This is a genomic window from Jatrophihabitans sp. (assembly GCF_051960575.1).
Taxonomy (GTDB): Bacteria; Actinomycetota; Actinomycetes; order Mycobacteriales; family Jatrophihabitantaceae; genus JBQCEE01.
Genome location: NZ_JBQCEE010000178.1, coordinates 1 through 22,866, shown reverse-complemented (window position 1 = coordinate 22,866; position 22,866 = coordinate 1). Strand labels below are relative to the sequence as shown.

Below are 22,866 nucleotides of genomic sequence, written 5' to 3'. Positions count from 1 at the left end.
GGGGGGGAAGCGCGGGAACCTCACCCGCCCCGTCCGCGTCCGGGCCAACACCGGCGGGCCCCGGTCGGCGGGGGCCGGGCTGCGGTGGCGTGGACGGAGCACGCCCGGCCCGCGCCAGCTACTTGATGGTCGGCAGGAGCGCCTTCATCTCGGTGATTTCGTTGCTCTGGCCAGCGATGATCGACTTGGCCAGTGTCTTCGCGTCACCGTTCTGACCGCGGGTCAATTCGGTGTTGGCCATGGTGATCGCGCCGGTGTGGTGGGTGATCATCTGGCTGAGGAACAGCTTGTCGAAGGTGCTGCCGGTGGCGGAGTTGAGTTTCGCCATGTCGGCGGCGCTCATCATGCCGGGCATGGTCATCGAGTCGCTGGTGGAGCCCATGTCCATGCCGCCCATGGTCGTGTCGGGGACGGGCTTGTTCCATCCTTTGAGCCAGCCGGACATGAGGCTGATCTCGGGCGACTGCTCGTTTTCGATGCGCTGGGCGAGCTGCTTGACCTTCGGGCTAGCCGCCTTGGTCAGCGCCATCTTGGCCATAGCGAGGGCTTGGGCGTGGTGCGGGATCATGTCGGTGGCAAAGGTGACGTCGCCGGCGTTGTGCGGTCCGGTCGCAGGCGCGCCGGCCTGGGCCGTTCCGGATGCGGTAGGCATAGAGCTCATGCTCATGCCGCTCATCGAGTGACCGCCTGGCATGCCCGACGAATCTGCCGAGGAGTGGGACGAGCCGGAACTGCTGCAGGCGGACAGGGTGATCGCGGCGGCGGCCGCGAAGGTGGCGCCGGTCACGGCGAGGGTCTTGCGCATGGTTGTGGGTGCCTTTCGTCGGACTGGTCGAACAGGACGTGGACGTGTGCGGGCGCGGCAGCGTGTTCGCACCCGGTGCGGGTGCGTGCTGCCAAGCCGGCTCACGTCCGGCTGATCCCCAGTTCGACGAGCGACACGTCGGGCGGCGCGCGACAGCAGACGACGGAATGTCGAGGATCGGTCCGCGCCGAGCCAGCCACGATGTACGCATCGGCAGCAACCACGGCGGGCGCGTCTGTGCGCGGTGCGTCCCGCAGCACAGCGACGCAGCCCGCGTGATCCAGTCCGCAGCCACCAGGCATCGATGCGGGGGCGCCACGAAGGGCGGAAGACAGCGCGACCGGCGCGTCACGTTGCTGGCGTCCATGCATATCTGCCGACATGTCACTGACCTGTCGGTCTTCGGCACGCTGATCGGTGGGGGATGCCTCGCGCTGTCCCAGCTCGAGCGTGCCGGCCGCAGCCATCCCTGAGCTGGCCGTGGCCATGGCATCGGGCAGGCCGTGCATGGCGAACAGACCGGCCAGCACGAGGGCGGCGACCGCGCGCGACAGCGTTCTCGCCCACGTCGTCCGGCCTGTCACGCGCTCCAGTATATCCGTACGACCGTGCGGACTTGCATTCTCGCGGAGGTAAGCGTAGACCCGACGGTACTTCCGTAGGTCCGTACGGATGTCACGTCTTGGAGGTCGGCGATGTTCTTTCACGGTGTCTGGCACGGGCTGGACGAGGCGTTCTTCATGTTCTGGGAGACGCTGTGGGCGCTGGTGCTCGGGTTCGTGCTGTCCGGGGCGGTGCAGGCGTTCGTGTCGCGCACCGAGATGCGCGAGGCGCTGGGGGCGCACCGGCCGCGGGAGTTGGGCCGGGCGTCGTTCTTCGGGGTGATCAGCTCCTCGTGCTCCTACGCGTCCTCGGCGCTGGCAAAGAGTCTGTTCGCCCGTGGTGCGGACTTCACCGCGTCGGTGGTGTTCATGGTCGCCTCCACCAACCTGGTCGTGGAACTCGGGATCGTGTTGTGGCTGCTGATCGGCTGGCAGTTCGCGCTGGCCGAGTTCGTCGGCGGCGCGATCATGATCGTGCTCATCGGGTTGGTGTTGCCGCGAGTGATCCCGGCGAGATGGCTCGACGACGCGCGCCAGCGTCTCAACGCCGGCAACGCGGGCACCGCGGAGCCCGATCACGACCACGGCGCCGAGGATGATGAGGTAGCTGGCGCGGACGAGCCGCTGCGCCGCCGGCTGCGTTCCCGCCGCGGGTGGGGCGACGCCGCCGGCTACACGATCAGCGACCTCACGATGCTGCGCAAGGAGCTCGTCATCGGGTTCGTCATCGCCGGCTACCTCGCCGCTCTGGTCCCGACCGGGTTCTGGCGCTCGATCTTCCTGACCGGACACGGGTTCTGGTCGTCCCTGGAGAACGTGGTGCTGGGCCCGTTCCTCGCGATCATCAGCTTCGTCTGCTCGGTCGGCAACGTCCCGCTCGCGGCGGCGCTGTGGCAGGGCGGGATCAGCTTCGGCGGCGTCGTGTCCTTCGTGTTCGCCGACCTGATCACGCTGCCGCTGCTGTCGATCTACCGCAAGTACTACGGCACCGCCATCACGCTGCGGCTGCTCGGCGTGCTCTGGGCCGTGATGAGCCTCGGCGGGCTGATCACCGAGTACCTGTTCCGCGCAGTGCGCATCCCGGCGCCCTCGCGGCCGACGATGATCGTGCACACCGGCTTCCAGTGGAACTACACCACCATCCTCAACCTGATCGCGCTGGCCGGGTTCGCGCTCGTCTACTGGCTCTACCGGCACCGCGACACCACCGGCAGCCGCTTCGCGAAAGACCCGATGTGCGGGATGCAGATCGAGATCGACAACGCCCCCGCCCAACGGTCGAGCGCGGACGGGCCGGTGTACTTCTGCTCCGACCACTGCGCCGAACGCTACGACCGCGGCGCCGCCACCGACACCGTGACCGACCAGCCGCCTGCAGGCGCGGGACTGGCGACCGATCCGGTGTGCGGGATGGACGTCGACCCGGCCACGGCCACCGTCACCACTGAGCACGCCGGGCAGAGCGTCTACTTCTGCGGGCCGGGCTGCCGCGAGGCGTTCCTCGCCGACCCCGACCGCTACGCCGCCGAACGGAGCCCCCGTTGAGTCCGACCGACCACGCCCACCCGATCGACGCCGAACGCGTCGCGCACGCCCGGTCGCGGCTACCGTCCGCCGAGGACGCGGCTCGGCTGACGAGCCTGCTGTCGCTGATGGCCGACCCCGTCCGCATCCGGCTCATCTACGCCCTCGACGTCGCCGAGGAACTGTGCGTCGGTGACCTCGCCCTCGCCCTCGAGGTCAGCGAGGACTCCGTCACCTACGCGCTGCGGTTGCTGCGCACCGCCGGCCTCGTCCTCGCGCGCAAGCAAGGGCGCGTCGTCTACAACCGCCTCGCCCCTGACTTCCCGGAACCACTGCGCGATCACTGCCTGCGCCAGCTGGTCGCCATCACCCGCACCGCCCCGGTCGACGAGGACTGATGCCCGCGACCTGGCTGACCGTCCTCGCCTGGGTCGCGCTCGGTGTCGCGTTCGCCAGCGCCGCCTGGATCCTGGCTGACATCTACACCCGCGGCTACCGGCAGAAGATGCCGGTCATGGAAGCGGTCTGGCCGGTCACTGCCCTGTACTTCGGCCCGGCCGCGGTCTGGACGTACCGCCGCTACGGCCGCCCCACCAGCCCCCGTGGTTGACCGAGCAGGGGCTTGACAAGCCGCCGGACAAGCCGCGGTGGGCCACCATCGCCGTCGGCGTGAGTCACTGCGGGGCGGGCTGCACACTCGGCGACATTGTTGCAGAGTTCGCGGTGTTCGGTCTCGCCGTCACCGTCGCCGGGACCGCGCTGCCGTTCGAATACGCCGGCGACTACGTTCTCGCCGTCGCCCTCGGCCTGCTATTCCAGTACTTCGCCATCGCGCCGATGCGCGGGCTCGGCGTCCGTGACGGACTCAAAGCCGCCGCCAAGGCCGACATCCTCTCCCTGACCGCGTTCGAGATCGGCCTGTTCGGCTGGATGGCCCTCATGGCATTCGTGTTCTACCCGGCGCCGCACCACCTGATGCCCAACTCCCCGGTCTACTGGTTCCTCATGCAGCTCGGCATGATCATCGGCTTCGCCTCCGCCTGGCCGGCCAACGTCTGGCTCATCAACCGCGGCATCAAAGAAGCCATGTGACCGGCCACCGCCATCCCGTCCGGGTTTCCTGCCCGGTCATTGCGCCTGGCCCGCGCGTCGGGGATTCTCAGCGGAGCCGCTGGTGAGAGGGTCAGTGAGCAGTGAATTGATAAAGTCGTCCTACCGGTGGTGGGGCTCACCGGACCCGAACCGCCACCACGTGGCCAACAGTCCCTACCTGATGTCGTGGCACCGGCGTGTGCCCTGTTCCAGGTAGGGATGGACCAAGTGGGTGCACACAGTGGCTGACGTTCCCGGGCGCACCGCGGAACCGATCGATCCTGACGTCTCGGCGTCCGACCTGGACCGCTCCCGCAGCCGGGGCGGTTCGCGGTGGCGTGGCGGCGAAGGGCCGGTGCTGCTGGTCGTCGCGACCGGCGGTGCGCTCGGCGCGCTCGCCCGTTACGCGGCGGGCCGCTGCTGGCCCACCGCGGCGGGGACCTTTCCGTGGACGACGTTCGCCGTCAATGTGGTCGGATGCTTCCTGATCGGTGTCCTGCTGGTGCTGGTCTCCGAGGTGTTCAGCCCACACCGGCTCATCCGCCCGTTGCTGGGCACCGGTGTGCTGGGCGGCTTCACCACCTTCTCGACCTACGCCGTCGACGCGCAACGGCTCATCGAGGACCGGCACCCCGGAACAGCCCTGGCCTACCTCGCCGCGACCGTGACCGCGGCGCTGGTCGCGGTGACCGTGGCCGTGCGGGGGACACGGACCATCGCGTCATGGGTTCGGCGATGACGCTGATCTTGGTGATCGTCGGAGCCGCGATCGGGGCACCGGCGCGCTACCTGACCGACAAGGCGGTCCAGACGCGCCACGACACCGCTTTCCCGTGGGGCACGTTCACCGCCAACGTGCTCGCGTGCCTCGTGCTCGGCGCGATCACCGGAGCGGCGCTGACCGGAGCAGCCGGCGCCAGCACACAGGCCCTGATCGGCACCGGCTTCTGCGGCGCGTTGAGCACCTACTCGACCTTCTCCTTCGAATCGTTCCGGCTGGCCGAGCAGGGCGCGCGCTTCTTCGCCGTCGCCAACATCGCCGCCAGCATCGCCGCTGGAGTGGGCGCGGTCTTCTTGGGCTCCGCTGTCGCGCAAGCAATCTGGCCGTGACTGAACCGCCACGACCTGACCCGAATCACGCCGGGCGCCGAGCGGGTGGCAGTCGACGCACACCCGAGCGCCGAGGCACGTCGACTCCTACCAGTATGGCCGGCTTTCCAACTGTCGGACGCGACCTCGCCGTACCCGGGCCGGCTGACGCCGATGATCAGCGTGCCCCCTCGGGCCGCCATGCCGATGCGCGACATGGGCGGGCGCGGAAGGGGGGACCCATCCATCCTCTCTCTGGTACCCCGGGGGGTATCTGTGAGTTCGAGTATAACCGGACCGCGGGGCTCGGTTACCCCCAGGGGTATCCGTATACTCTGACGCATGGTGATCGAGAGCGAAGCGACCGACGACGTGGTCAAGCGGCTGCGCCGCATTGAAGGACAGATCGGCGGCATCATCCGCATGCTCGAGGAGCAGCGTGACTGCGCCGAGGTGGTCACCCAGCTCGCTGCCGCGAGCCGGGCGCTGGACCGCACCGGGTTCAAGTTGCTGTCGGCCGGGATGCGGCAGTGCATGTCCAGCGCCGCCGCGGGCCAGGCCGAGCCGATGAGTCCGGAACAGATGGAGAAGCTCTTCCTCACCCTGGCGTGACCTACTCGTTGTCGCTCTATGTCTCGAGCCGCGATCTGTGCATACCCTGCCCCGTACCCCATACAGGAGCCCTGCTGTGACCACGACCGACCACCGCTCCGGCGATCGGCCCGCCACCTCACCGTCCGCCCCGCCCGGCCACGACACCGGTAACGAGCAGCGCACCGGCCTGGGCCGCCTGGGCGCCTGGGCCGCCAGCCATCTCCGTGCCGTGCTCGTGTTGTGGCTGCTGGTCTTGGCCGTGTTCGGTGCGTTCGCGCCCAAGGTCGAGTCGGCGCTGTCCGGCGCCGGATGGCAGGACTCCGGCAGCCAGTCGGTCGCGGCCCGGGCGGTCATCGCCCAGAACTTCCACGGCCTCAGCGCCACAGCCCTGCAGGTGGTCGTCCACGACGGCGCATCACCAATCGCCAAGGATCCCGCGGCCCAGCACGTCGTCGCCAAGGTCGAAGCGCTGCTCAAGGCCGATCCTCGCGTCTCGGTCGTCGTCCCGCCGCAGCCGGGCACGTCCCTGTCCCGAGATGGCCACACGGCCATCGTCCAGGCCGGAGCAGCCGCGGACGCGAACGCGATGGTGCGCGCCGCGGACGCCCTGACCGCGCCCATGAGCGGGCTTGCCACCTCGACGGTGTCGGTCAATCTGACCGGAGACAGCGCGCTGTGGTCGGACTTCAATAAGGTCAACCACGCGGCGATGATCAAGTCCGAAGTGCTGTCCTGGCCGGTCACGATGGTCGTGCTCGTCATCGCCTTCGGCAGTCTGGTCGCCGCGGGCCTGCCGTTGATGCTCACGATGATCGGACTGCTCACCGCGGCCGGGGCGCTCGTCATCGCCACCCACATCGCCCCGGTCAGCGTGTGGGCGCTGAACTTCGCGATGATGTTCGCCCTCGCCCTGGGCATCGACTACGCGCTGTTCCTCGTCGTCCGCTTCCGGGCCGCTCTCGCCAAACGCGGCGCGCAGCGCGGCGACCGGCAGGCCTCGATCGATGCGGTCGCCGAGACCATGGCGACCGCGGGCAAGGCCGTCGCGTTCTCCGGCATCACCGTCCTGGTGTCGCTGTCCACGGTCCTGCTCGTCCCGTCGCCGGCATTCCGGTCAATGGCGCTGGGCATCATGCTCTCCGTTGTCGCCGTCTTGGCTGCGACGCTGACGTTGCTTCCGGCCGTGCTCGGCAAACTCGGCACCAGAATCGACGCCGGCCGCGTGCGGCTGCCCGGCGCCGGCCGCCGCGACGCCCGGCACGCCGCAAAGGCCACCGCCGCGGCCGCCGCGGGCGGTGAGCGGCACCGCCGCGGACTGGAAAAGCTGCTGCATCACTGGGGCGCGCTGCTGCACCGCCGACCGTGGGCCGCAGGCACGCTCGTCATCGCCGCGCTCGCGGTGCTGGCCGCACCGGTGCTCGGGCTGCGCACCGGCATGCCGTCGATCACGATCATCCCCACCGACCAATCCGCCCGCGCCGGCTACACCCAGGTCGTCGACGCGTTCGGACCCGGCGCACCGGGCATGCTGCAGGTCGTCACCCCCACCGGCGAGGCCGCCACCGCGCGAGACGCCCTCAAGGCCGACCCGGGCATCGCCGCCGCCCTGCCCGCCGGGCAGCACAACGGCTGGACCATGACCATGGCGATCCCCACCACGGACGCCTCGTCAGCCGCGACCGGCGCCACCATCGACCGGATCCGCCACGAGCTGCCCCGCGGCGCACTGGTCGGCGGCGCGGCGGCGGAGAACCACGACCTGGAAACGGCGCTGTCGAACCGCACGCCGCTGGTGTTCGGGCTGCTGATCGCGCTGGGGTTCGTGCTGCTGCTCGTCGCGCTCGGCAGTCCACTGGTCGCCTTCGTGGGTACGGTCACCAACCTGGCCTCGATCGCGGCGGAGTTCGGCGTCGCGCGGCTGATCTTCCAGGACGGCCACCTGGCCGGCGTGCTCAGCTTCCAGCCGCAGGGCTTCGTCGACGCCTGGGGACCGCTGTTCTTCGGCGCGATGCTCACCGGCGTCGCAATGGACTACACCCTGTTCCTGCTCTCCGCCGCCCGCGAACACTACGACGCCACCGGCGACCCACAGCACGCAATGCGGGAAGCGCTGCGTACGTCCGGACGCGTCGTCGTCGCCGCAGCCGGGGTGATGGTCGCGGTGTTCCTCACCTTCGCCCTCTCCGGCCCGCTCGCGCCAAAGGAGATGGGGATCATCCTCGCCGCCGCCGTCTTCCTCGACGCCCTGTGCATCCGACTCGTCGTCCTACCCGTCGTCCTGCGCCTGACCGGACACGCCGCCTGGCACGCGCCACGCTGGCTGGCCCGCCTGCTGCCCGACGTCCGCTTCAACCACTGATACCGCCGACTGACCCCGCCACCAACTGAACCCGCCAACTGACCCCGCCACCGACTGACCGCCACCGACTGACCCCGCCACCGACTGACCCCGCAATCACGAAGGAGATGACCGTGATCGATTCCGGTATGAGCATCGTGCTGGACACCGACCTGTCCACCGCCCGCCGACTGGTCGAGGCCGCGCTCGCCGAGCAGGGCTTCGGCGTCCTGACCGAGATCGATGTCGCCGCGACCCTGAAGACCAAGCTCGGTAAGGACGTCCCGGCGCAGCTCATCCTGGGCGCGTGCAACCCCGTCCTCGCCGACCGCGCGCTCAGCGCCGAGGCGTCCATCGGGCTGCTCCTGCCGTGCAACGTGACGCTGCGTGACGGCGGCGACGGACGCACGATCGTCGCGGCGCTCGACCCGGCGACCATGGTGTCGTTCACCGGGAACGCCGATCTGGAGCCGGTCGCGACCGAGGCGCGCGCCAAGCTGGCCGCCGCCCTCAATGTCCTCCGCCCGGACGCGACGCAGTGAGCGCGACCCAGGCCGGGCAGGCCGCTGTCCGCGCCGGGTGGCCGTTGCATCGCATCCTGTTCCTCCTCGCGGGCACCCTCACGCTCTCTGGCGTCGTCGTCGCCGCGACGGTATCGACCTGGTTCCTGCTCGTCCCGGCCATGGTCGGCGTAAACCAGCTGCTCATGGTCGCCACCGGATGGTGCCCTATGTCGCTACTGCTGACCCGCCTCGGCGCCCGGCCGGGTGCATGTTGAGCACCGCGCCGGCGATTGGGTGGGCAACGCGATGAGCACTGGCGCCGCTGATCCGGCCGGCCCGGCCGCGCATTGGGATGACACCTACCGGCGGGGAGAGGCCAGCCGTAGCTGGTTCCAAGACCACGCAGAGATGTCGCTGCGCATATTCGAGACCGCCGGAGTCGGGCCCGGCGACAGCGTCATCGACGTCGGCGGCGGCGCTTCCCGCCTGGCCGATGACCTGATCGGGAGACGATTTACTGACATCACCGTCCTCGACATCTCGATGACCGCGCTGGTGACCGCCCAAAGTCGCCTGGCCGGCACGTCGGCGCACGTCACCTGGCTGGCACGCCGACCTGCGGGAGTGGACACCCGATCGTGTCTGGCAGGTGTGGCACGACCGGGCGCTGCTGCACTTCTTCACCACCAAGCAGGACCAGCAGCGTTACCTCAATGCTTTGAGCCGCTCGACCGTGCCCGGCAGTATCGCCGTGATCGGAACCTTCGCCCCGGACGGGCCGCGCGAATGCTCCGGCCTCACCGTCGCCAGGTACGACAGCACGCAGCTGTCCACGCTGTTCGGCCACGGCTGGCAGCTGCTCGACGACCTCGTCGAACAGCACCACACCCCCGCAGGCGGGACATAGGCGTTCACGTGGGTGTTGTTGCGCCGCGAACGATGAACCCGTAAGCCAAGCCATGGCACCAGCTCAAGGCATTGAAGTCCGCATAACAGCCTCGCCACCGAACCTGGGCTGTTGCACGGGCAACGGAGCTGGTCGTCCGGCCGACGACGCGCGACCTGTCGGGAGACAACAGAGCCAGGAACCTTCGGCGGCAACTCCTGCATCTTGAATGGGCGAATTTCGCGAACTACGACCCGACTTCAGATCCGAACGCACGCCAGGTCGGGGCAGAGGTGTCGCCAGCTCGGGCGGCGGCACTTTCCATTCGTCGGCTATGTCGCTCACACGGTGGCGAGTTCGAACGGCCTAACTTGATCGTTGCCCCGGCGGTGCGGTCTTCGGCGTAGATGCCGGACCGGTTGTGTCACGATGCGCTGGTCGCGACCCCGGTCATCGTCCGAAGCCACCGTAAGCCCGAAGGCCTCGTCATGCCTTACGCACTGTTCGAGCGGCTCCTGTCAACGATCGATGACATCTGCTCGCCGAGACTGTCCGCGCCCGTCTCGCCTCGACCGCGGAGTCGATCCCGCTGACCAACGTCGTCGACGAGCTCGGGTTCACCCCCGGACGAGTCCGGTCTGTAGGGGCGTGAAGCGGCGCAAGCTCACCGCGCGACTGAGTTCGGCGACGACATCAAGCGGCTTCCGACCGCGAGAAGCAACGGCGCGCGATTCAGATCCTCGCCGACGCCGCCGGCGGCCAGAACCTCGGCGAGCCGCTCGAGGATCACCCGTCGGTCGGTGACGTGTCCGACTGCCGCAAGGTGGACTTCGACGAGACGCACGACCGCAAGCTCCGCTACCGCCTCGTGTACAGGCTATGCCCGGACGAGATCACCGCGGTCGAGGTCCAGGCCATCCTCGTCGGCATGCGTGCCGCCGTGCAGGTATGTGTCGACGCTGCCCGCCGCCGCAGACGGTGCATCGTCGTGCAACCCAACGACGCCGCCCACTTACAACGCCATCGGCCCGGTACAGCTCTCCGTGGGGCCCAGTGACGGAACAGTTGCCGAGCGACGCGTACGGACGACGACGCTGAAGCCCGCCCGCCGGTGTAGCTCCCATGGGACGGAGTGTTCGCAGTTAGGGCCAGTGTTCACGGGCTGCACTGCGCTTTCCTCGGGGTCTGCGTGAAACGAGGGCTCCATGACTTCAGCCGCGGTCGGCGGTTTGCTCGGTGAGCCTCGCTGATCGCGCCTGTCGAGACGGCCGGTCACCGCTCTCGGGACCGGCTGGAGGTGTGGCGTGCCGCTTTGCCTAGGACCCGGCGGTCGGGCTGACCGGCTTCGAAGGCGTGTCAGCAACCGCAGTCTGGGGGATTCGGTGCGCAGTTTCAGTCGCGGCGGGTTGGGGACGGAGCCTGTGGACGGCGTTCCGGTTCGGTGTCGGCGAGGGTGCCGCGGTGGGTGAGCCAGAGCAGCCAGAAAAATGAGGGGACGACGAGGACGACGGCGAGGACGGTGACGGTGGCGAGTGCGGTCATCGTTGATGCCGGCGCGGCGTCGGTGTACAGGTTGAGGTGGGTGCCGAGCAGGTAGGGGTACTGCGCGACGCCCCACCCAGCGAGGACGGCGGCGACGGCGAGCGCGCCGAGTGGGCGTGCGAGCGTTGGACGGCTGCGCAGCGCGGGAGTGACGGTGGTTAGCAGTGCTGCGAGCCCTGCTGCTGCGGATATCGCGATGAGGGGCCAGCCGATGTGCAGCAGTCGTGTCCACAGTCGGTGTGCGTCTGCGTGGAGCACGAACAGGCCGGCAGACGCGGTGGTTCCGGCGGCGAGCGCGGCGAGGACGGCGCGCCGGCGTGACCAGTGTTCGAGGTCGGCGGCCTCTTCGCGCTTCGCCTCGGCGATGAGGAAGATCGCTGCGAGGTAGCCGCAGGTGAGTACGGCGAGCACGCCGCCGAGCACCCCGGTGGGGTTCAGCCAGCTGGTGATCGCGTCGCCGTGCCCGCCTGTGGGGACACGGCCGGATGCGACGCCGCCAGCGACGGCGCCGAAGCAGAACGGGGTGAGCACCGAGGAGGCTGCGAACGCGATGCCGTTGAGGCGCTGCTCGGCGGTGCGCATGGACACCTTGCGGAAGGCGAAACCGGAGCCGCGCAGCACGATGCCGAACGCGGCGACGCCGAGCGGGATGTACAGGGTGGTCATGATCGCGGCGAACGCGGTCGGAAATCCGCTCCAGAGCAGGACGAGGCAGAAGATCAGCCAGGTGTGGTTGGCCTCCCAGACAGGGCCGATGGCGTGGTCGATGAGCGCGCGTGGTCGCGCTCCGCGCTCCGCGCTCGGCGCCGCCGGCGGTGAGGTCCCACAGGCCGGTGCCGAAGTCGGCGCCACCGAATACGCCGTAGAGGATGATGCCGGCCAGCAGCACGCCGGCGACGACCGTAGTCATGCGCTGTCCTGAACGAACAGCGCAGCCGTGGCGACGGGGGCCCAGCGGGTGTTGATCATGGCGTCGCTGCCGGTGCGGGTTCGTCGGCGTCCTCGGGCCCGTAGGGTGCGGGGACTTGTTCGCCTGCGGCCCAGCGTCGGCGCAGCGCCCGCAGCGCATATACCGCGCCCACCGTCACACCGGCGTAGATGACGATCGCGCCGGCGAACAGCGGCCACAGGTTGCCGGAGGTCTGCACGGCGTCGCGGGTGAGTAGCAGCCCGACGACTGTCCAGGGCTGCCGACCGACCTCGGTGGTGATCCAGCCGCACTCGAGCGACACGATCGCGACGACGCCGCTGATCGCGGTGGCGCGCAGGAACCAGCGGTTAGGTTCCCGTGCGCGGTTGCGCCACCAGGACAACGCGAACCACAGCGCGAGCCCGGCGAGGGCGCATGCCGTGCCGACCATGACGTCGAAGGACAGGTGCACGATCGAGACCAGGTCATCGGGCGGGCGCACCGCCTTCGGGATCGCGTCGAGTCCAGAGACCTTCGTGTTCGGGCTGAACCCGGACAGCAGCGACGCGCCGCTGGGGATCGGGATGCCGAAGTGGACCTTGCCGTCGACCAGGACGCCGCCGAGCGTCTCGGGGGCGTGGCTCCGGGTGTGCGGGAGGGCTTCGATGGCGGCGAACTTCGCGGGCTCGGACTGAAACACGTAGCGAGCGATGAAGTCGCCCATCACGATCTGCAGCGGGATGGCGATCGCCCCGACGGTGAGCGGCAGGAGCAGGCCGATGCGGTGGTAGGGGTCTCGCCGGCCGCGCAGCATGCCGACGGCGTAGACGCCGGCGACGGTGAAGCCGGCCACGACGTAGGCGGCGAGCAGCATGTGGATCGCCTCGTACCAGAACGCGTCGTTGAAGAACACTTTCCACACATCGACGTCGACGATCCGGCCGTCGCGCGTCGTGATGCCGCTCGGGGTGTTCATCCAGCTGTTCGCGGCGACGACGGAGAAGGTGCCGCCGACGCCGGACAGGACGACCGGAAGGCCGGTCCAGAAGTGCACCCAGGGCGGCAGCCGGTTCCAGCCGTAGATGTAGATCGCGACGAAGATCGCCTCCAGGAAGAAGAAGATCCCTTCGACGGCGAACGGAATGCCGTAGGCGGCGCCGTAGCGGCCCATCAGGCCGGGCCACAGCAGCCCCATCTCGAACGAGAGCACCGTGCCGGAGACCGCCCCGACCGCGAACAACACCGCGGCGACCTTCGACCAGCGCTGCGCGAGCAGCAGCGCGTCCCTGTCGTCCCTGCGTAGCGCCCGCCAGTTGGCGATCATCGTGATGAAGGTGAACGCCACCCCGAACGGCACCAGGATGATGTGGAAACCGAGAGTGAAGGCCATCTGCTCGCGGGCCGGGATCAATTGCGAGGGATCCCCGGCAGCGGCCAGGCCGGCCACCGTCGTCGACATGGTCATGGGATCACCTCTACGCGTCGGTGCCCGGGCGGGCTGCTAGGCCAGGGACAGGAACAGCTTCTCCATTTTTTTCGCGTCCATGCTGTCGAGCCCGTCGCCGTCGGCGAGGCACTGCCGCAGCCCGGTGGCGATGATGGCGAAACCGGCCCGGTCGAGGGCTCGCGAGACTGCGGCGAGCTGGGTCACGACGTCCTCGCAGTCGCGGCCCTGTTCGAGCATGCGAAGAACACCGTCGAGTTGGCCGCGGGCGCGTTTGATGCGGTTGATCACCGGTGTCATGCCGGCGGGGTCGAGTTCCATCAGGTCTCCTGGGTGAGGGACGCCAGTGCGGCGCTCAGGCGCGCCTTGGCGTCGGCGGCCACGGTGTGCAATGTCTGACTGGGACCGGCCAGCCCCATCATGGCGTCTGGATCGAGGGCCTCGACGACGGTGGTCTGCGCGTCTTCGGCGCGGACGACGACGTTGCAGGGCAGGACGGTCGCGATGGAGGGTTCGGCCGCGATGGCGTGGTGGGCCAGTTCGGGCCTGCACGCGCCGAGGATGATCTGCGGCGCCACGTCGACATCGAGCTTGGCCTTCATCGTGGCCTGGATGTCGATCTCGGTGAGGATGCCGAAGCCCTGCTCGGCAAGGGCGGCACGTACGGCCTCCACCGCCTCGGCATACGGCTGGGAAACGGTGATGGTGAGGGTGTATCCGGGCATCCGGTAAGCGTCCCTTCGTTCAGCGCTACACAGCGACACGGGTCGTTGGTCGCTGTGGTTGACGGCACCGGGTCCACGGCATCGCCACTTTGTGAACGATACCCCCTGGGGTGTTATGGTCGGTGAGGATCAGATACCCCTGGGGGTAATTTACAGAGAGGCGATCTATGACCGAGGACCGAACGCCGGAAGTGCACGTCGATCAGGTGGCCGGCGCAGCGCACGACGCCGCGGTGGTGGATGTCCGCGAGCCGGCTGAGTTCGCGCAGGGCCATGTTCGCGGGGCCGTGCTCATGCCCATGGGGCAGCTGACGGCCCGGATGTCCGAGCTGGATTCGAGCCGCCCGGTCTACGTCATCTGCGCGAGCGGCAACCGCTCTCGAGCGATGACCGATTTGCTGCGCAGTGCGGGCTTCGATGCGTCCTCGGTCGCCGGCGGCATGCAGGCCTGGATCCAGTCGGGCCGTTCGGTGGAGAAGGGCACGCGATGAGTGGCACGAATCAGGACGTCACGATCGCCAACGGCATCAAGATTGTTCCGATCGAGACGCCGACGCTGGGCGACCGCACCTACGTGGTGCACGACGGCACACAGGCGTTCGTAGTCGATCCGCAGCGCGACATCGACCGGGTCCTGGCGGTCCTCGACGACGCCGGGGTGCAGCTCACCCACGTGTTCGAGACCCACATCCACAACGACTACGTGACCGGGGGGCTCGCGTTGTCGCGGCGAACGGGTGCCGCCTACCTGGTCAACGCCGAGGATCCGGTGGAGTTCGACCGCACCACGATCCGCGACGGGCAGACCGTGCCGGTGGGCCGCATGCGGGTCACCGCGGTCTCCACGCCCGGACATACCTTCACCCACCTGTCCTACACACTGGCCGCCGAGACCGGTGAGCACATCGGGGTGTTCTCCGGAGGGTCGCTGCTGTTCGGCTCCACCGGCCGCCCCGACCTGCTGGGCACCGAGCACACCGACACCTTGGCCCGCCTCCAACACGCCTCGGCGCACACGTTGGCGGGCATGCTCCCCGACACAGCCGGCGTGTTCCCCACGCACGGGTTCGGTTCGTTCTGTTCCTCCACCCAGTCCAATGCAACGGAGTCAACGATCGGGCAGGAAAAGGAGTCCAACCCCGTCCTCACCCAGGACGAGGAGGACTACGTCCGCGGGCTGGTCGACGAGCTGAGCGCCTACCCGGCCTACTACGCACACATGTCCCCACGTAACGCGGCAGGACCTTCCGCGCCCGACCTGTCTCCCCCGGCCAAGGCAGACGCGAGTGAGTTGCGGCGCCGCATCGAGGCCGGCGAGTGGGTCGTCGACCTGCGCAACCGCACCGCGTTCGCGGCCGGTCACGCCCCCGGCTCGCTCAACTTCGGTCTTGACGGCGCGTTCGCCACCTACCTGGGCTGGCTGATCACATGGGGCACCCCGGTGACCCTGCTCGGCGACACCGCCGCCGACGTCGCACAGGCCCAACGCGAGCTGGTCCGCATCGGCATCGACCGGCCCGCCGCGCACGCCACCGGCGACCCGCACACGTGGACCGACGAGCAGCTTGCCTCGTTCCCGACCGGCACCTTCGCCGACCTCGACCAGGTCCGACGACACCGCCCGGTCGTGGTCCTCGACGTGCGGCGCGAGGACGAGTTCCGCTCCGCCCGGATCGCGGGAGCAGTCAACATCCCCATCCATGAGCTGCCGCGACGCGTGGACGAGGTACCCGAGGGTGAGCTGTGGGTGCACTGCGCCAGCGGCTACCGCGCCTCGATCGCCGCTTCCATCCTGAACGCGGCCGGGCGCACCTTGGTGGCCATCGACGACAGCTTCGCCAACGCCGAAAAGGCCGGGCTCCACCTCGTCGGCCCCGACACCTGAAGCCCCGACGCATGGTGACACTGCTATTAGCGGTCCTCGCCGGCACGCTGATCGGGCTCAGTCTCGGCGCGCTCGGCGGCGGCGGCTCCATCCTTGCCGTGCCGGTGCTGGTGTATCTGTTGCACCAGTCCGCGTCGCAGGCCACGACCGGCGCGTTGGTGGTCGTCGGCGTCACGTCGCTGACCAGCGCGGTCATCGCTCACCGCGCGGGCAACGTCAAACTCGCGCGCGGCGTGAGCTTCGGCGTGGTCGCCATCGGCGGGGCCTCGGCCGGCGCCACCGCGTCCTCGCTCGTCAGCGAGCCGGTGCTACTGGCCTGCTTCGCCGCGCTGATGCTGCTCATCGCGGCGATGATGATCGTCCGGCAGGTGCGCCACGCCGGCGGCGCTCCTCAGGCCGGCGGCACGTCGACCGCACGCACCGCGCTCGACGACCCGATCATCTCACTGCACGACGGGTTCGGATGCGACTGCCCCCGCGCGGTCAAAGTACTCGTGACAGCGACTGCCGTAGGACTGCTCACCGGCTTCCTCGGCGTCGGCGGCGGATTCCTCGTCGTCCCCGCACTCGCACTCGCGCTCGCCCTGCCCATGCAATACGCCGCCGGAACCTCGCTCGTCGTCATCACACTGACCAGCGCCGCCGCGCTGGCCGTGCGCGCCGGCGTTGGCACCACCCCCGACTGGGGCCTCGTCACAGCCCTGACCGGCGCATCGGTGATCGGCGGCATCGCCGGGGCGCGCCTGGCCGACCGCACCGACACCGCCAAGCTCTCCGCCGCCTTCACCGGACTGGTGTTGGCCGTCGCGGTCTACACCGCCACGCGCTCCCTGCCGGCCCTGATCTAACCCCACCACCGACCACCCCTTTCCACGCCACACGTACCCACGCGCCAAGGAGCGATTATGTGTCGAGCAGTCACTTGCAAGAGCTGCGGCAAAACCACCTGGGCCGGCTGCGGCCGCCACGTAGACCAAGTCCTGGCCGGCGTACCTACCGGCGAACGCTGCCCCGGACACGCGTCAGCACGCGGGCAGCGCGGAAATTGGCTCGCCCGCATGCTCGGCCGCTAGAGCCACCGGTCGCGGTGAACGCAGGGGCACGTCAGCGAAGTCGGCGGTCCGTTTCACCGGCCCAGCCGCGCTCACCGCATCTCGATGCAAACTATTGGCATGTGTCAGGAAGCAGACGATGCAACGGGAGACACCGACTAATTCGACGTACACCGCATCTCGGCCGCGGTCACGCGAGGTGGCGTTGCCACAGTCTCAGCGATCAGGCTCGACCGCGGCGAGCGTGACCTGCGGACCCAGAACCCGCTCGAGCGCGTCGAGATCCCCGCGCATCCACGCCGCAAGACCGGGCTCAATCGTCATGCTGGGTCGGGCCGCTCACGGCGATGTCAACGCCGCGGCCGCCTCCTTCAGCGCCCCACGCAACTCCCGCAGCGACGGCAGCGAACCAGCCGGATAGATCCGGCACGCCATCACCGACGGGCGGTCTGGGTCGGCGAACAAGTCGCGTCCCTCCACGAGGAACGACGGAGAACCGAGGAAGCGCAGCTCGTCCGCGACCGATTCGCTCCCGACAACCCTGACCGAGAACGACTCCGACTCGAGACCGATGTCGTCCAACGCCTCACGCAGCAACGCGGCGGCCGGGGCCTCGTGAGGACAGTCAGCCACAACCGCCAACTCGATCCGCATCAGCCCATCATCCGCGGTAACCCCAGGCCACAAGAAATCGGCAGCGCTCGTCGACCCCGATCTTCACTGGCAGTGACCTGACCAGTCGGCCGGGCTTACCGCCAAAGGCCGTTAGCGTCGTCGCGTGCGCGATCCCGGTAGGCGACCAGAACGAGGGTCGCCAATCACCCGGGCCCAGCCGGGACGCCTGTCGGTGGCGCCGTGGGCCGCCGAGCTTGCCCTACTGGGGCTCATCTATGCGACCTACGAGGCGAGCCGCGCTCTCGCGGCCAACGGCCGGTTCAGGGCGGTCGCGACCGGGCGGTCCATGCTGGCCTGGGAGTCGGCTTGGCACTGCGATCCCGAGCGATGGCTGAACCAGATGCTCGACTCAACGGCCTGGCTGGCCGTACCGGCGGCCTACTACTACGCGGCGCTGCACTACGTCGTCACACCGTCGGTGCTGGTGTGGCTCTACCGGGTTCACCCGGGCCAGTACCGGCGCGCACGCACGACACTGGCGCTCAGCACCGGCCTGGGCGTGCTGGGCTTCGTGTTCGTGCCGACGGCCCCTCCTCGGCTGGTTCCCCGCGACGGCGTCGTGGACCTTGGCCCGCTTCGCGTCCTGGGGCTGGTGGAGCGATCACGGCAGTGTCCCGCGGGGCTTCAGCAAGATGACGGATCAGTTTGCGGCCATGCCGTCGCTGCATGTCGGCTGGGCCCTGTGGGCGGGATGGTTTTTGTTCCGGCTCGGGCGCCGGCGGGTCACGCGGGTGCTCGGAGCCTGCTATCCGGTCGGCACGGCACTGGTGGTGCTGGGAACGGGGAATCACTATCTCCTCGATGTGATCGCCGGAGCCGCCACGATGGTCGTCGCAGCGGCAGCAGCGTCATGGTGGCCGATTCGCCGCCGCGCCCATCTGGTTGCGTCCGGGGCAGAACAGTTCGCTCGGCAGAGCTATTCTGGCTGCATGACGGCCCGTTCCGAGGCGGATGCCCCGGCTCCCGGGTCTGGATTGGTGTGGCCGCTAGCCGAGCTCGTGACGCGCCTGCGTCGGGTCTTGCGGGCGGGCGTGCGGAGCGACATCCCGTGGGAGCGGCTTCCGATGGCGCAGGTCGAACTGCTGCAACGGCTCGCTGACGAGCCCGGTCTCCGGGTTGGCGACCTGGCCGCACGGCACCGGCTTGCGACGAACACGGTGAGCACGGTGGTGCAGCAGATGGTGCAGGCCGGGCTGGTGACCCGGGAGACCGATCCTCGGGATCGCCGAGCAGTCGCGGTAGCGCCGACCGAGCAGGGACTACGCCTGCTGCAGCAGTGGCGGGAGGCGAACCGTCGGCAGATCGATGCGGCGCTCGGCGAGCTGCCGGCGCGCGACCGTGAGGCGATCGAGGCCGCACTTCCGGCTCTGACCCAGCTGGTGCTGCGCCTCGAGGCCCGCGCCGATCCCGCTGTTCAGGGGCGTCGCCCGTGAGGCTCAAGGCGCACGCCGCTGGTCCCGATGGTCCTGTCTCGGCCGGCGTGCTCGCGGTCATGCTCGTTGTGGGCGCCGGTGTCGTGTTGGCGGCGTCCACGCTCGGTTGGCCGGGTGCCGGCGTCGTGACCGTGCTTCTGGCCGGCGCCGCGGGATGCGCGCTGAAGTGGGCGAGCTGGCCGAGGCCGCCGCGATGATCCGCGCGTTGGGGTACCTGCCGTCGCCGACGCAAAGCGTCTGGCAAGTCGGGCCGCTGCCGGTCCGCGCCTATGCACTGTGCATCGTCGCCGGCATCCTGCTCGCTCTCGGCATCGCGCGGCGCCGGTGGGCAGTGCGGGGCGGCCGAGCGGACGAACTGTGGGACGTCGCCGGATGGGCCATCCCGTTCGGCATCGCCGGAGGCCGGCTCTATCACGTCGCGTCGGACCCGGAGCTGTACTTCGGTCACGGCCGTCATCCGCTGAATGCGTTGAAGATCTGGGACGGCGGGCTCGGCATCTGGGGCGCCGTCGCGCTCGGCGCGGTCGGAGCCTGGATCGGCTGTCGACGACGTGGCATCCGTCTGGTCGTCTTCGCCGACACGGTCGCCCCCGGCGTGGTCGCCGCGCAGGGCGTCGGCCGGTGGGGGAACTGGTTCAACAACGAGCTGTACGGGGGGCCCACGAGCCTGCCCTGGCGGCTGCAGATCCACCGCCTGGACGTCAGCACCGGCCGAGCCGCGCTCGACGCGGCCGGGCACCCGCTGGTCGTCGGGTACCTCCAGCCGACCTTCCTGTACGAGTCGATCTGGGACCTCAGCGCCGCGCTGCTGTTGCTCTGGATCGACGCGCGCCGCCGCCTCGGCACCGGCCAGTTGTTCGCCCTTTACGTCGCGATCTACACCGTCGGCCGCGGCTGGATCGAGGCCCTGCGACACGATCACGCCAACCACATCCTTGGCCTGCGGCTCAACGACTGGACCTCGCTGCTCGTCTTCGTGGCCGCCGTCATCGCGTTCCGCCTGCGCCGCGGATGCCGGGACGATGCGCCGTACCCGGCTCGGCGGGAGGCGACGGTCACCGCGGACACGGCGCCGCGATGAGAGCCGCGTCCGTCGCCGCGCCCGCCACTCCGGCCGGGAACACCGCGCGCGTCGGGCTGGCCGAGCACGGGCGCACCCTGCTGGCGGCGGTCGCGGTCGGGGTCGCCGCCGGGCTGAGCGGCGCCGCGCTGACCCTGTTCCTGCACGCAGTGCAGCACCTGGCGTTCGGCTACACCGAGAACACCTTCCTGACCGGCGTCGAGCAGGCCAGCTCGGCCCGCCGGGTCCTGGCCGTCGGCACCGGTGGCCTGATCGCCGGGCTGGGATGGTGGTGGCTGCACCGGCGTTCTTCCACCGCGAGCGTGTCCGTCACCCACGCCCTTGCCACGCCCGACCCCCGCCTCGGCGTGGCCGCCACGGTGAGTGACGCCCTCTTGCAGATCGTCGCGGTCGGATCGGGAGCCTCGCTCGGCCGCGAGGGCGCCCCTCGCCAGGTCGGGGCGTCGTTGGCCGGCGAGATCGCCCGCCGTTGCCGACTGACCGTCGACCAGCGACGGATCCTGCTCGCAGCCGGGGCCGGGGCGGGCCTCGCCGCCGTCTACAACGTGCCCCTCGGCGGTGCCGTGTTCAGCCTCGAGATCCTGCTCACCCGCCACCGCCTCCGCGCGTTGCTGCCCACGGTGGTCGCCGCCCTTATCGCGACGGTGGTGGCCTGGCCCTTCCTCGGCACAGCGACCACCTATCACCTCCCGACGGTCGCGATCTCCGCCGCCACGTTCGTGGCCGGCCTGATCGTCGGCGTGCTCGCCGCACCGGTGGGCATGCTGTTCCGAGCGGGCATGACCCGTGCCCGAACGCATGCGCCGTCCGGGTGGCGCGCCGCGGTCGCCATCCCGTCTGTGTTCTCCGCATTAGGTGCCGTCGCGATCGTTTACCCGCAACTGCTTGGCAACGGCAAGAACATGGCCGAACTGGCCTTCGCCGGCGTCCTGACGGCCGGGCTGGCCGCCATCCTGTCGGGACTCAAACCGGTCGCCACCGGAGCTTGCCTACGCAGCGGCGCGATCGGCGGGCTGCTCACCCCGTCATTCGCCACCGGTGCCGCGTTCGGCGCGTTGCTCAGCTACCTCCAACCGGCCCACCGCGCATCGGCCACCGAGTGGTCGCTTCTCGGCGCGGCCGCGGTGCTCGCCGTAGCCCAGCGGGCACCGTGGACCGCGATCGTGCTCGCGCTCGAGTTCACCGGGGTCTCGCCGTGGATGGCCCTTCCCATCGCGTGCGCAGTTGGTGCGGCGAAGCTGAGCGAGCGCACACTGAGCACAATCGACCGGAGGATGAGGGCGCAGTGGAACCGGCGGACATGGCGAGAACGAGCGGCGACCCGGGCGAGCACAACTGGCCCACGGCCATCGCCGACCTGACTATCACCATCGCCCTGGTCGTCATCGCGCTCGCGACGGCGGTCTGGCTTTACCTCCTCGTCGCCGCCGCGTGGGCAGCCATTGGCTACGCACAGACACGTATCGCGCTCCACTAGCGCGGACGCTGGCCGCGATGCGCCATCCCAGGCGCGACACCTTGCGGCGCACGGTGAATTTCCATCCGCACGGTTCGACCCATATGCGAGCGATCAAAAACGAGGAACACCTGATCAACTTGGGGGCCGAACCACCAGCATGTCCGAGCGGTTAGGCCCTGCCGTTTTGGAGGTCGTCCTGGCACGCTGATTGCGTAGCGCGGGAACGGGGCCGACGGCATGACGCAGGGGACGACGCGACCGACGGCAACTCGCGAGCTGGCTGGCGTGGGTGACCACAGCGCGCAGGTCGACGGTCCGAAAGCCCAGCGGTTCCGCCGGGCGGCCGCGAACGGTGTTCATTTGGCAAGTCCGACGATGGCCGGGCGCCGGGTGAGGAGGTGGCCGCTCGAGCGCGCGACGCTCTCCGGCTAGGTGGTGCCCGATCGGCTCGGAGGGTGGGGGAGTAGCCGCCGCAGTCGCAGACGTCGCTCGTGCGTATTGAATGGCGGTGAACCTTGCGAAGTGCCGCCAGAGAGTTCGGGTGTGCGTCAGCCCGGAGTTCAGCGCTCTCGCCTGAACCCGGCGGTTGACACCGACAAGGCAGGCGAGTCGGGAGAACAAGACCAATGGACAAATCCGGCAACAGGCTGTTGCCCAATCGCCAAACTGCGGACGCACCCTCGGTCGCGGTGAGCCCAATCACGGGAGATGGTCGGTGTTGTCGGCATAGTCGTCGCAGTACCGGTACTCAATGGTGAGCCCGCTGCGCGCATCGCCGCCCGTGGCAGTGGGCTAGGCGGCTTTGCGCTTCGCTCCGGGGAGGCGGCGACGGTGCCGGAGCGCGATCGCTATTCGCCGGTTGAGCCGTTCGTGGCTGTGCCCCACGTGCCAGTTCTTGCAGGGGCAGAGGTAGACGGCGAGATCGATGGATCCGCACCGATGACGCAGGGCGATTTGGTGGCTCATCCCAATCGGGGGTGTAGGAGTTGGGGTTTGAAGCCGCCGGTCTCGAGCAGGCTTCGGGCGATGTAGTTGGTCAGGTTGCGGAACCCGAGTGCGGAGCCGCGCAGGTGTTCGAGCCGTCCGTTGAGCGCCTCGGCCGGCCCGTTGCTGGTGCCGGGTCGTTCGAAGTAGGCGAGCACGTCAGCGGCTCGCTTCTTCAGGGTCCGGCCCAGGGTGGTGAGCTCGGTGAGCACCTTGGGGACGCCGGCGCTGAGGTCGGTGATC

At 69.4% G+C, this 22,866-nt stretch carries 27 protein-coding genes and 1 pseudogene; 19 read left to right on the top strand and 9 right to left on the bottom strand.

Translation table 11 applies throughout. The annotated features are described in order from the left end of the window. Positions 1-118 precede the first annotated feature (118 nt). Complete coding sequence (locus ACTHMS_RS10345; protein WP_440306574.1) at positions 119-805, bottom strand: DUF305 domain-containing protein; 687 nt, start codon at positions 803-805, stop codon at positions 119-121. Positions 806-906: 101 nt separating this feature from the next. Then, positions 907-1,389 (bottom strand): hypothetical protein, encoded by a 483-nt coding sequence (locus tag ACTHMS_RS10340; RefSeq protein ID WP_440306573.1) that lies wholly within the window; start codon positions 1,387-1,389, stop codon positions 907-909. A gap of 111 nt (positions 1,390-1,500) precedes the next feature. Between ACTHMS_RS10340 and ACTHMS_RS10335 the strand changes: the two genes are divergently transcribed. The 11 genes from ACTHMS_RS10335 (at position 1,501) to ACTHMS_RS10285 (ending at position 9,454) form a co-directional block, all read left to right on the top strand. After that, complete coding sequence (locus ACTHMS_RS10335) at positions 1,501-2,952, top strand: permease (protein WP_440306572.1); 1,452 nt, start codon at positions 1,501-1,503, stop codon at positions 2,950-2,952. Then, the gene (locus ACTHMS_RS10330) at positions 2,949-3,329 is read left to right on the top strand and encodes an ArsR/SmtB family transcription factor (protein WP_440306571.1); all 381 of its coding nucleotides are present in this window, start codon (positions 2,949-2,951) and stop codon (positions 3,327-3,329) included. The genes ACTHMS_RS10335 and ACTHMS_RS10330 overlap by 4 nt, the downstream gene beginning before the upstream one ends. Continuing rightward, positions 3,329-3,541, top strand: a complete 213-nt coding sequence (locus tag ACTHMS_RS10325; RefSeq protein WP_440306570.1) for a hypothetical protein — start codon at positions 3,329-3,331, stop codon at positions 3,539-3,541. Before ACTHMS_RS10330 ends, ACTHMS_RS10325 begins: the two co-directional genes overlap by 1 nt. Next, a complete protein-coding gene (locus ACTHMS_RS10320; protein WP_440306569.1) occupies positions 3,538-4,023 on the top strand; it encodes a DUF4396 domain-containing protein in 486 nt (161 codons plus the stop codon). Before ACTHMS_RS10325 ends, ACTHMS_RS10320 begins: the two co-directional genes overlap by 4 nt. 301 nt (positions 4,024-4,324) lie before the next feature. Beyond that, entirely contained in the window at positions 4,325-4,762 is a 438-nt protein-coding gene (crcB, locus tag ACTHMS_RS10315; RefSeq protein ID WP_440306578.1) for a fluoride efflux transporter CrcB, read from the top strand. Further along, the gene (gene crcB, locus ACTHMS_RS10310; RefSeq protein WP_440306577.1) at positions 4,759-5,133 is read left to right on the top strand and encodes a fluoride efflux transporter CrcB; all 375 of its coding nucleotides are present in this window, start codon (positions 4,759-4,761) and stop codon (positions 5,131-5,133) included. Before crcB (ACTHMS_RS10315) ends, crcB (ACTHMS_RS10310) begins: the two co-directional genes overlap by 4 nt. Before the next feature lie 321 nt (positions 5,134-5,454). Continuing rightward, the gene (locus tag ACTHMS_RS10305) at positions 5,455-5,724 is read left to right on the top strand and encodes a metal-sensitive transcriptional regulator (RefSeq protein WP_440306568.1); all 270 of its coding nucleotides are present in this window, start codon (positions 5,455-5,457) and stop codon (positions 5,722-5,724) included. Positions 5,725-5,800: 76 nt separating this feature from the next. Then, entirely contained in the window at positions 5,801-8,065 is a 2,265-nt protein-coding gene (locus ACTHMS_RS10300; RefSeq protein WP_440306567.1) for an MMPL family transporter, read from the top strand. Positions 8,066-8,193: 128 nt separating this feature from the next. Next, positions 8,194-8,586, top strand: a complete 393-nt coding sequence (locus ACTHMS_RS10295; RefSeq protein WP_440306576.1) for a DUF302 domain-containing protein — start codon at positions 8,194-8,196, stop codon at positions 8,584-8,586. After that, on the top strand, positions 8,583-8,822 hold the full coding sequence (locus ACTHMS_RS10290) for a DUF2892 domain-containing protein (protein WP_440306566.1): 240 nt from the start codon (positions 8,583-8,585) through the stop codon (positions 8,820-8,822). Before ACTHMS_RS10295 ends, ACTHMS_RS10290 begins: the two co-directional genes overlap by 4 nt. 374 nt (positions 8,823-9,196) lie before the next feature. Next, positions 9,197-9,454 carry a hypothetical protein gene (locus ACTHMS_RS10285; protein WP_440306565.1) on the top strand — a complete coding sequence of 86 codons (258 nt, stop codon included), beginning with the start codon at positions 9,197-9,199 and terminating at the stop codon, positions 9,452-9,454. Between the two features lie 643 nt (positions 9,455-10,097). Here the strand turns inward: ACTHMS_RS10285 and ACTHMS_RS10280 are convergent. After that, on the bottom strand, positions 10,098-10,277 hold the full coding sequence (locus ACTHMS_RS10280; RefSeq protein ID WP_440306564.1) for a hypothetical protein: 180 nt from the start codon (positions 10,275-10,277) through the stop codon (positions 10,098-10,100). Positions 10,278-10,825: 548 nt separating this feature from the next. After that, positions 10,826-11,731 (bottom strand): cytochrome d ubiquinol oxidase subunit II, encoded by a 906-nt coding sequence (locus tag ACTHMS_RS10275; protein ID WP_440306575.1) that lies wholly within the window; start codon positions 11,729-11,731, stop codon positions 10,826-10,828. On the opposite strand from ACTHMS_RS10275, the gene ACTHMS_RS10270 reads away from it, so the two are divergent. Further along, the gene (locus ACTHMS_RS10270; RefSeq protein ID WP_440306579.1) at positions 11,640-11,897 is read left to right on the top strand and encodes a hypothetical protein; all 258 of its coding nucleotides are present in this window, start codon (positions 11,640-11,642) and stop codon (positions 11,895-11,897) included. The genes ACTHMS_RS10275 and ACTHMS_RS10270 overlap by 92 nt on opposite strands. 43 nt (positions 11,898-11,940) lie before the next feature. On the opposite strand, the gene ACTHMS_RS10265 is transcribed toward ACTHMS_RS10270, so the two are convergent. The 3 genes from ACTHMS_RS10265 to ACTHMS_RS10255 are packed head-to-tail and all read right to left on the bottom strand — an operon-like array spanning position 11,941 to position 14,054. Then, a complete protein-coding gene (locus ACTHMS_RS10265; protein WP_440306563.1) occupies positions 11,941-13,350 on the bottom strand; it encodes a cytochrome ubiquinol oxidase subunit I in 1,410 nt (469 codons plus the stop codon). 36 nt (positions 13,351-13,386) lie between these two features. Further along, entirely contained in the window at positions 13,387-13,650 is a 264-nt protein-coding gene (locus ACTHMS_RS10260) for a metal-sensitive transcriptional regulator (RefSeq protein WP_440306562.1), read from the bottom strand. After that, a complete protein-coding gene (locus ACTHMS_RS10255; RefSeq protein WP_440306561.1) occupies positions 13,650-14,054 on the bottom strand; it encodes a DUF302 domain-containing protein in 405 nt (134 codons plus the stop codon). Before ACTHMS_RS10255 ends, ACTHMS_RS10260 begins: the two co-directional genes overlap by 1 nt. A 167-nt stretch (positions 14,055-14,221) precedes the next feature. Between ACTHMS_RS10255 and ACTHMS_RS10250 the strand changes: the two genes are divergently transcribed. From ACTHMS_RS10250 to ACTHMS_RS10240, 3 genes are read left to right on the top strand one after another with little or no spacing between them, the layout of a single operon-like run. Beyond that, positions 14,222-14,545 (top strand): rhodanese-like domain-containing protein, encoded by a 324-nt coding sequence (locus ACTHMS_RS10250; protein WP_440306560.1) that lies wholly within the window; start codon positions 14,222-14,224, stop codon positions 14,543-14,545. Then, positions 14,542-15,939, top strand: coding sequence for an MBL fold metallo-hydrolase (locus ACTHMS_RS10245; RefSeq protein ID WP_440306559.1), 1,398 nt, complete (start codon positions 14,542-14,544; stop codon positions 15,937-15,939). Before ACTHMS_RS10250 ends, ACTHMS_RS10245 begins: the two co-directional genes overlap by 4 nt. An 11-nt stretch (positions 15,940-15,950) precedes the next feature. Further along, positions 15,951-16,787: a sulfite exporter TauE/SafE family protein gene (locus ACTHMS_RS10240; RefSeq protein WP_440306558.1), complete on the top strand. Its 837-nt coding sequence runs from the start codon at positions 15,951-15,953 to the stop codon at positions 16,785-16,787. 543 nt (positions 16,788-17,330) lie between these two features. Here the strand turns inward: ACTHMS_RS10240 and ACTHMS_RS10235 are convergent. After that, on the bottom strand, positions 17,331-17,645 hold the full coding sequence (locus tag ACTHMS_RS10235) for a hypothetical protein (RefSeq protein ID WP_440306557.1): 315 nt from the start codon (positions 17,643-17,645) through the stop codon (positions 17,331-17,333). A gap of 307 nt (positions 17,646-17,952) precedes the next feature. Between ACTHMS_RS10235 and ACTHMS_RS10230 the strand changes: the two are divergent. The 4 genes and pseudogenes from ACTHMS_RS10230 to ACTHMS_RS10215 form a co-directional block, all read left to right on the top strand. After that, positions 17,953-18,186, top strand: a pseudogene (locus tag ACTHMS_RS10230) (phosphatase PAP2 family protein); the annotation flags it as partial. A gap of 46 nt (positions 18,187-18,232) precedes the next feature. Then, positions 18,233-19,099 (top strand): phosphatase PAP2 family protein, encoded by an 867-nt coding sequence (locus tag ACTHMS_RS10225; RefSeq protein ID WP_440306556.1) that lies wholly within the window; start codon positions 18,233-18,235, stop codon positions 19,097-19,099. A gap of 154 nt (positions 19,100-19,253) precedes the next feature. Beyond that, the gene (gene lgt / locus ACTHMS_RS10220) at positions 19,254-20,180 is read left to right on the top strand and encodes a prolipoprotein diacylglyceryl transferase (protein ID WP_440306555.1); all 927 of its coding nucleotides are present in this window, start codon (positions 19,254-19,256) and stop codon (positions 20,178-20,180) included. Between the two features lie 149 nt (positions 20,181-20,329). Next, positions 20,330-21,541 (top strand): chloride channel protein, encoded by a 1,212-nt coding sequence (locus tag ACTHMS_RS10215; RefSeq protein ID WP_440306554.1) that lies wholly within the window; start codon positions 20,330-20,332, stop codon positions 21,539-21,541. A 1,060-nt stretch (positions 21,542-22,601) separates the two neighbouring features. Here ACTHMS_RS10215 and ACTHMS_RS10210 read toward each other — a convergent pair. After that, a partial coding sequence (locus tag ACTHMS_RS10210) for a transposase (protein WP_440306553.1) occupies positions 22,602-22,866 on the bottom strand: 265 nt, incomplete at its 5' end.